Raw genomic sequence first — 9,168 nt, 5'->3', positions numbered from 1 at the left:
TGAAAAAGGTAATCATATTTATTGTTACACCCCTCTATCCCCAATAAATATTGCGCGAAACGGCAGGTAACTGTTTTTCTGTTACAGGACGTTCACGTTTCAGAATAAAAATTATTCATTCTGATACTCATAGACCGCACGGTGGTTAGGTGCCGACACAGCGGGCGAGCGCAATCACGCAATAACTCCCGCAGCATTGGATGCTTGCCTGAGACCGCTAAGTGGACTTCGCCAAATAGTCAGCTCAAAGGCTGATTGGCATCAACAATTCGGAAGCGACTTTTCTCAGCATGTAGGTTTCGCGCAGAATTGATTGCCCCATCGAAGACTCGTGACGCTGCATAACGGCCTCATTGTGCACGATGGCTTCATGCAGGTTGATCCACACAGGCCGCATACCATTCGCGATTTCGTGGCTTTCCATTCTCACGGGCGCTAGCTGGGGAGCGATTTCGCATAGATAAAAATGCGAGGTCATGTGCATCAGGTCATATTCTGGTTTCCAGTAGGGCCGGTACTCCTCGATGTAACCGTAGTGCTGGAGCACCTGTATTTGACGAGCACCAGTCTCTTCCTCAAGCTCACGCTTCAGGCCTGCGACAATGTCTTCGTCACCATCAAGGCCGCCTCCAGGAAAGCTGAAATCGTTATAGCGCTCCGTGAACAGCAACAGGATCTGTTCATCCCGCATCACGATGCCGCGTGCTGCGTGTCGACGGAATACTCTGCCCTGTTTGGATTTCAGCTCGGGGTGAACAATTTCAGTTATGAGTTGCATGTGGTCTCGTTACGGCAAGATCAGTTAGTCATCGTCCAGGGTGGCCACGGTATTTCCGCAGCTCTGGAAATACTGTGGCCAGTGGAACTGGTTCAGCGAAGCAGCAATACGGGTAAAGTGGATGTTCGCAGCATCGTCGTGGTCGTGCTGCCCACCAGAAACTGCCTGATGCGTGAGTGCCCGTACGCCCCCATGACCAAGAGGTCAATGCAGTGCTCTGCCTGATACGCATGAAGTACCGACTCTACTTCGCCTGGGCGGATCTCGGCATGCACTAGCGGGCCAGAACTGGCGAGTGTGGTTCGTGCTTTCTCTAGCTCATTCTGATTTTCTTCAGAGTCCGTACCAACCATGACGATATGAATTGGCAGGCCTTCGCACAGCGGGCTTGAAGCAAGCATCTGTACGGTCTTGTGGCCTGTAGCGCTGCCGTCAAATGCCACCATGACCGTTTCAGGTTTCCTGAAATGGCTGGTTGTAATCAGGATGGGGCGGTGGATAGTTCGGACTACCGCTTCAATCTGGCTGCCAAGACTTTGGGCACTGCGCGTGCTGTCCTCTCCGACTCTTCCGATCACCAGTAATCGAATATCGTTTTGGAGATCGCTCAGGCTCTCGACTAGATGTCCATGGCGCTGCTTCAGATCAGGTGACATGGCGCCAGAGATGACTGTTCGCTCGCGAGCTTTTTCAAGCATGTGCTGTCCATGTTCCAAGGCCAGTTTTGCACGCTGCGCATCCAGCGTGGCCAACTCTTCCAGTAGATGTTCTCTGCTACCGAGGCCGATATTGCCGCTGAGGTCAGCGGATGCAGGATATTTTTCCTTATCCAGCACATGAAGCAAGGTCAGGGGAGCGCTGAGTCGTTGCGAGGCCCATGCTGCGTAATCGCAGACCGCCAATGAGGATTGTGAGTTATCAATGCATGCCATTACGTGGGTCATTGTCGTTCTCCTTAGTGGCTCATGAGCTTGTCGATGGCACCGGGTTTGTCATGCACACCGAAGCGGTCAACGATTGTTGCGCTGGCTTCATTGAGACCGAGCACTTCAACCTCAGCGCCTTCGCGGCGGAACTTGATCACGACCTTATCCAGGGCTGCGACGGCGGTGATATCCCAGAAATGCGCCTGTGTGAGATCGATGGTGACCTTGTTGAGCGCTTCCTTGAAGTCAAAAACTTCAGTGAACTTGTCCGCAGAGCTAAAGAACACCTGGCCCACGACGTGGTAAGTCCGATGCGATTCCGTCTCTTCCAGAGTGCTCTTGATATCTAGGTAGTGCCCGACCTTGTTTGCGAAGAACAGGGAGGCCAGCAGCACACCTACCAGTACGCCGTAGGCCAGGTTGTGAGTGGCCACGACGACAACGACGGTCGCCACCATGACGAGGTTGGTCGACAGCGGATGCTCTTTCAGATTACGCAAAGAATCCCAGCTAAAGGTGCCGATGGATACCATGATCATCACAGCCACGAGTGCCGCCATAGGGATTTTGGAGAGCCATTCGCCAAGAAATACCACCATCAGCAGCAGGAAAACGCCGGCACACAATGTCGAGAGACGGGTGCGGCCACCAGATTTCACGTTGATGATCGACTGGCCGATCATGGCGCAACCTGCCATGCCGCCAAGCATGCCGGCAGCGATGTTGGCCACACCCTGGCCTTTGCACTCGCGGTTCTTGTTGCTGGTGGTATCGGTAAGGTCGTCGACGATGGTCGCGGTCATCATTGATTCGAGTAGACCCACTACTGCCAACGCAGCCGAGTACGGGAAAATGATGCGCAGGGTTTCAAAATTCAGCGGAACTTCAGGCCAGAGGAAGATCGGGAGCGTATCAGGCAGTTGGCCCATGTCACCGACGGTGCGGATATCCAAACCGAGGTAAATGGCGATGGCCGTCAGCGTCAGAATGCACACCAATGGAGAGGGAATCAGCTTGCCGATTTTCGGCACATACGGAAACAGGTAGATGATTCCCAAGCCCGCAGCGGTCATGGCATAGACATGCCAGGTGACATTGGTCAGCTCAGGCAATTGCGCCATAAAAATCAGAATCGCCAATGCGTTTACGAAGCCGGTGACTACCGAGCGTGAAACAAAGCGCATCAACGAGCCAAGCTTCAGGTAGCCGGCAAGGATTTGAAGTACGCCACATAGTAGAGTCGCGGCCAGCAGGTACTGGAGTCCATGCTCTTTTACCAGCGTAACCATCAGCAGTGCCATGGCGCCTGTCGCCGCCGAGATCATTCCGGGGCGTCCGCCGACAAAGGCGATGACAGCACAGATACAGAAGGAGGCGTAGAGACCGACTTTGGGATCTACCCCGGCGATGATGGAAAAGGCGATGGCTTCCGGGATCAGCGCGAGTGCGACCACCAGCCCCGCGAGCACGTCGCCACGGACGTTGGAAAACCACGTTTGTCTAAGTTTTTGCAGCATAGAAAATATCCAAGGCAAAGCATCGCGCACGCCAAAGGAAGGCGAGCGAATCGATACAAATTCAAATTTTGAGGATTTTTTGCTGTGTGCTTAAGGTATAAAACCAGGCGTACAGCAGTACGCACCCGCGAGCGAGGCTAGCGGAAGCAGAGTGTTGCGGGGGGGCGTAGCGCTAAGGCGGCGTAGGCTGCCAGTAGATCGTTTGGAGTACAGTCATGCTGATGTTCCTGTATCTCAAGGGGTATGCGGAGCAGAAGTATACAATGAAGCCATCGTCGATTGCGACCCGCTGCCAAGCTCCACATGAGTTACGTCAGATACTGGCTTATTCAATGGGTATACCTGCGGGCAAGGCTTTGCCCTCCATTCGTTCTTGTTCGAGCTGACCTGTGCGCTGAGAAGTGAGTTGGCCAGACGGTTACGATCCGTCTAGGCATTCATCGAATCGACTTCACCTGACTTCTAGGACTGTTGATCTTAAATAGCAGATCACGGTTTACACCTTCCAATTGCTTGTTCTCCTTGGCCAGCAGAGCGTTTTGCTCCTGAAGTGCTTTCTTCTCTGTACAAAGCCGCAGATTCACGATGGCTATCCTCTTCAGATCTGCATCTCGCTCAGCCAGTATGTCACGCAACTCCTTAATCAGCAGATCTGCCCCCTGAAGGGCTTTCTCCTTCTTGACGAGCTTTTCTCGCGACTCCTTGTTGGTCTTTTGACGAATTAACTCTGCAAGGTCTGGATACCGGTTGTGTATCGTCGCATTGCTTATGCCTGCCTCTTCGGCGACGGAGGCGATACTTAGCTTACGACTCAGCTGAACCTGCTTGGGACGCCCCTTGGTAATCCTTGAGATAGCCAACTCGATTGCACGCCTTGTCTGGTCATTTCCCATGCTACACCGCCTCTACTGCTGGTATGAGACGCGATGGACGTTCTGGTAAGGAATACGGCTCAACTGGGTCTCCAAGTTCGCCTAGCACCCGCTCTGCCTCTCGCAAGTGCCTTGTGGCTCGCTCCCAGGCCGGATCGCCAAGATCTGGCCATGAGAGCACCTCAACCTGCTGATCTCTAATGCGCCGCCATATGAGCAAGTGTCCCTGGTCGATGACACCCTCACCGCAGCCAACGCAACGAATCGCATCGTAAAGCCCCTCCCCGCCGCATCCCTTAGTCGTTGCCAAACACCAAGAGTGGCCGGTGCCACGGATAAAAACACCTTCGCCAACAGCCCTGACCAGAGCTTTAGGGTCTTTTGCTGTCTTCACCTCGGGTCTCCCTCTGAAGCGCACGATATGGTCAGCCCTACCGCCAGAAAGCTTCTGGCTCGGAGCCAGCCATCCAGAAACGATACTTACCTGCAATTCGTCCCTTTTTGACAATACAGATTCAAGAAGCGTGTCATCAAATAGCGGGTCTTTTGCATAGTGCAGAGTCATATCCATTGACCAATGTTTGAAATGGTGTCGCAGATACCGAACATCGCCAAGTACGTTCCTGGCGACAAAAACAGCAAATGTTCTCCGAAACTGGTGTGTTGCGAGCGGCCACAGTTTCTCCGGAGTTATCGTAGTACGATCAAGAACTTCACCCAAGTCATCATTCAACACCACTAGCTCAAAACGCTCTGCAACCTTTTTGAGGAGCGTATTTGTTAGTACGTTCTGTAGAAATTCAGGCCGCGTGCCAAGCGCTTTCCAGCCAAGAAAAAGGCTGCTACCCAAGAGAGTGGCATCATTGACGACTTTTGATTTTAGTCCCTCATCTTTGGCTAGTTCGTACAGATACAATCTTCTTTTACCGATGTAGGGCAGAAGAGATCTCCGCAACCCCGCTGCCACATTCACAGCCTTTTCGACGACAGGTGGAACCATCCATTTTGCAGGTTTTGGCTGCTCCTCCAGCTTGTATGTGAGCCCATGTATCCAGCAAAATTCTTCGCCATCCATATCGAATGAGCGCTCAAAGCAATTATGTTTTAACGAAATAATTTCGGAGTCCCGCATACCGCTAAACATGGCAACGACGATGTAGCAGCACGTACGCAGAATCCTGACCTCATCATCAAGATCCGTTAAAAATCGCAGTCCGTTCGCGTCAAGCAAAGACTGCATTTTAGAAAGTGCCCTTGCCCTCGCGATATCATAAGACACTGACTCTAGCGTCTGATAGGAGCTCTTCGCACCTTTTTCCAGTCTCACCCTTGCATGATACTCAGCAAGCTCCATCTCTTGTGAATAACAGGAGTGGAATGTATCCCAGATATGCAGAATTCGATCCGACTCATGCTCTATGAACTCTAAGGATTTTCGCCCGAGATCGGCATATAAGCGCTTTGGAATAATCTCAGTCCGGACATCATACATACCACCTGTACGTCGAGCCCCTGCAAGACTGAACGCAGTTTCCTCTGGCCACGGATGCTCACTCATTGGTTTTGGCAAATGAGTTCTAAAAGCGTATATCAATTCCAAAACTTCTAATAGAGCAACTTTTTGTCTCTGCTTAACAGACTTATCCGCGCCTACATATAAAGCATACGCAGCACACCGCACAGGAGTCAGCTCATCAAAGCCCGTGATGGATTGCCCGCACATCCAACGAAGAAGCGGCTTCACGTTCGTCCAGCACGAAATTAGTGTTGCTGCTTTTATGTGCTTGGTTGATCGCGGTGACTTGGCGAGCCAACGAGTATATATAAAAGACTTAGCGGCTATTAGCAAACTAGTCTCTGATTTGTCGATGGATCTCACTTCATCGGAAAGTGGATGGTCAAAATTCACATAGAGGTTTGACGTATTTTTGTTGAGAACATACGGGGAAAAGTCCCATATGTTGTCCTCATACCTAGAAAGCGGCATTGATTTACCGTTTTCGCCGGTTATGTATGTAACTGCAAGATCATTTCGATCATCAACAGCGATCTTTCTCAGGACTGCACAGGGCGGCCTGGCTACAGTTGCATTAGCACCGTTCACTCATCACCTCCAAGCAAAGTCCTATCTCGCCACATTGGATGAGGGGTAGCGAGGGCTCGGTGTTTCTCGCGCTCAACTACAACCGGATCAAAAAGGGGAGTTATATCGTTGTCGATGACACGGATCACCCACGCATAGACGGAATTCCAGCGCGATTTGCCGAGTAGCCCGCGTTCTTTGATCAGGAGCCAATAAAAACTGAACAGACGATACAGGTCTGATTCGATCACGACCTGATTTGGGCAACGAAAGCAATGGAGAAAGCGCTGACAGTTGGTGGTGCCATTTCTTGGAGCAAAACGGCCATTGATAGGATCTGAACAACGCGCAACGCCTGTATTAAGTGCTCCACTCAGTAGCAGATCAACTTTTTCGGGCTCTATGGATAGTTGAGCTGACAAGTCATCGCGAAAGCTCTGCTCATTCACCTGACCGGTCATGACGCCTTCGAGAATACGACCAACGAATTTGTGATTCCGCTCCATCTCGGGCGTGACAGCGAGGTAGTGGCTATCAGTCATCCGCGTACTATTACCCAAGAGCTGAGCCGTCTTGAACAAGTTTCCGTTGCTCAGTTGCCACATTCGCGTGGCAAAGGTTTTTCGTAGCCTCGATACGTTGACCTTCAGTAATTCTGGCAGGCCGTTCGATGCCCTTCTATCGCCAAAAATTTGATGCCGGGCCACCAGTGCAGTGGCTTGTTGGTCAATATTGGAGGCGTTGAGAGTCTTCACGCCTCTATTCCCCTTGGCGCGGTAAAGCCAGACACGATCGTGCATCGTCTTCGGTGCTAGATCTAGCAAAGGAAACGATCGGACTAGCGCTTCCCGGTACAGGGTGACCACATCGCTCGGTACCGACGCGGACTCATCATCAGTGGTGTGGTAACGAAAGGCTTGGCGGTGAATCTTGAAACCTCGACGCTTATACAACTGGAGCACGCCCATATCCGGCTTGAGAGGGTGATCGGTGATCGCATCTCTGCTCATCTCTAGTAGTGGCGTGAGATTGCGACCACTCCTGGCAGCGATCAGCAAGAGGTAAACAGTCATAGCTGCGGCCTCGCTCCCACTAGGCAAATTACCGGAGCGGATCATGTCTAAGTCCTTCAGGAGCGCTATCAGCAAGCGCTCTATCTCGCCCTGCGTGAATGCCTGATGACCAACATACGCTCTGTCGGCGTTCGGAAATGGAATTTGAGGAAACACACCGATCCCGAGTTGCCCGGCGCGAACACGGTTCATCAAGACTGTTTTTGTTGTGTTGTAGATGGCCCGCGCCGATGTGATTGAGATTGTCCCCTTACCCCTTGCTGGCTGTTGCTTCAGCCATTCCGTATAGCGTTCAACTGTGCGGGGGACTATGTCGGCGAGGCACCCTATGACGCGGCCCTTACCCGATTCAGCGTCGAGGTACTTGAACCAATAACGCATACCGGAGGCACAAAGGTTCATTACGGTCGCTTGGCTGACCCCCGACGATTGAATTTCTTGGACGGCCTCGTGTAGCTGACGTGAGAGCAATAGTCTCGTAGCTGGCTCAATCGCTTCCGGTACCGATGCCCACTGCGCGAAGTCGAACACCCTCGTTCCAACGCAAATCGACATGTCACCAGGAGTTTTTTTTGCTGTTTCAATTGAGATGATGTTTTCTGGCTGCATGCCATAGCTTTTTCTGGGTCTAGGCATGTGCATTCCCTAGCAAGTCCAACTCTTCCTGATATGTATTCAGTTCCGAGTTTTCCATGAGATCAAGACAATGAAGATAGATGCTAGTCGTTTGGACGCTGCTGTGGCCCAAGCGATCTCGAACCCATGCAAGTGCTTGCCCCATGGCCGCACGCTTCGACTGGTGGAGTAGTTCAAAAGTAGCAAAGGTATGCCTCAGCATGTGCGGAGTAACCCTGAACATAATCCGAGGTTGCTTCCCAGACCAAAGTCGTCTGTACGCATTGTTCAAGCCTTTTTCACTGAAAGGGTGACCATCTCTGTTTAAGAAGATGGGTTGAATCCCAGAGCGGCTTGCACTGCGACCAAAGTTGGCCCTGAATGCTCCCTCAGCAAAGCTCAGATAATCGAAAAGCTCCCGCATGACGTGCCAACCAATGAAGACTGTCCTAGGTTTTGAATTCTTCAGCAGCATGTCCGATGGGCTGAGATCAACACGAATGCGCTTCCGTACATCGAGCCCTGTCGGGTCAAAAACATACTTAATAGGGAATGTCCTGCATTCTTCATTGCGAAGGCCAGTTTGAAGCATCAGCACCGTCATCAATCGAAGCGTTTTGGTTGTGCATGCCTGAACCAGAAGCTTGGCTTGCTCAAGCGATAGAAGTTTAGGCGGCTCTCGGAAGACCTTGAGCCGAAGGTCGTCGCCATCTGTCATCTTGGCGGCGTGTGCATGCCTCAAAAAGCCCTGATTGTTTCCGGCAACAAATTTCGGTGAGGCATCCCAAGGAACTGAGCTAATGCGGCCTTGTTTATGCGCCCATTGATAGAACCCCATGAGGCATGTCAGCCGCTGGTTCAAAGTGCTCGGTTTTATGGCCCTTAGGCCCGTTGATGGTCTTGTCAGGGAAATTGACCAGTTCCTATACGCGGCAAGATTACTTACGGCGGATCGAGCGTGCCCCGCGACAGGGACATGAGCCCAATCGAGGGCGTTTGCCTCCAGCCATGAGAAATAGTCATACAGTGCTTCGCCGTGATTTCTCCATGTCTTGGGGCTACGCGTCTTGCCTCGTTCCAGCGCCAGATACATGAGGTAATCGTTTGCCGGCTCAACCAACTCCATTTGCCCGTTCAGCAGGAAAGGAATTCCAATATAAGCCTGGGTTAGCAGGACGAAACTGTCATCGGTGAACAGTAGCCTCATGGTTCATACCACTCATTGAGCACTGAGAGATCCTTTCTCTCTAAGCTAATGAATCATGGGCGCTCTGTCTGTAACAGAAATAGGGTTACCCTCCTTG

General features: G+C 51.7%; 7 protein-coding genes. All 7 read right to left on the bottom strand.

The window, feature by feature from the left end:
- Positions 1-244: 244 nt before the first annotated feature.
- The gene (locus tag FHL16_RS33395) at positions 245-778 is read right to left on the bottom strand and encodes an NUDIX domain-containing protein (protein WP_077750520.1); all 534 of its coding nucleotides are present in this window, start codon (positions 776-778) and stop codon (positions 245-247) included.
- A gap of 92 nt (positions 779-870) precedes the next feature.
- A complete protein-coding gene (locus tag FHL16_RS33390; RefSeq protein WP_077750519.1) occupies positions 871-1,722 on the bottom strand; it encodes a universal stress protein in 852 nt (283 codons plus the stop codon).
- Between the two features lie 11 nt (positions 1,723-1,733).
- A complete protein-coding gene (locus tag FHL16_RS33385) occupies positions 1,734-3,221 on the bottom strand; it encodes a SulP family inorganic anion transporter (protein ID WP_077750518.1) in 1,488 nt (495 codons plus the stop codon).
- 437 nt (positions 3,222-3,658) lie between these two features.
- Positions 3,659-4,114, bottom strand: a complete 456-nt coding sequence (locus tag FHL16_RS33375; RefSeq protein WP_077750517.1) for a hypothetical protein — start codon at positions 4,112-4,114, stop codon at positions 3,659-3,661.
- Position 4,115: 1 nt separating this feature from the next.
- Positions 4,116-6,197 (bottom strand): hypothetical protein, encoded by a 2,082-nt coding sequence (locus FHL16_RS33370; RefSeq protein WP_138739113.1) that lies wholly within the window; start codon positions 6,195-6,197, stop codon positions 4,116-4,118.
- Positions 6,194-7,885, bottom strand: a complete 1,692-nt coding sequence (locus tag FHL16_RS33365) for a hypothetical protein (RefSeq protein ID WP_077750515.1) — start codon at positions 7,883-7,885, stop codon at positions 6,194-6,196. Before FHL16_RS33365 ends, FHL16_RS33370 begins: the two co-directional genes overlap by 4 nt.
- Positions 7,878-9,071: a tyrosine-type recombinase/integrase gene (locus tag FHL16_RS33360; RefSeq protein WP_077750514.1), complete on the bottom strand. Its 1,194-nt coding sequence runs from the start codon at positions 9,069-9,071 to the stop codon at positions 7,878-7,880. Before FHL16_RS33360 ends, FHL16_RS33365 begins: the two co-directional genes overlap by 8 nt.
- Positions 9,072-9,168: the final 97 nt, after the last annotated feature.

Origin of the sequence: Pseudomonas sp. FSL W5-0299, from assembly GCF_005930655.1 — a bacterium.
In the GTDB taxonomy this organism is placed as follows: Bacteria; Pseudomonadota; Gammaproteobacteria; order Pseudomonadales; family Pseudomonadaceae; genus Aquipseudomonas; species Aquipseudomonas mandelii.
Note: the sequence above shows the minus strand (reverse complement) of the source record. Positions and strands in the feature narration are given on the sequence as shown.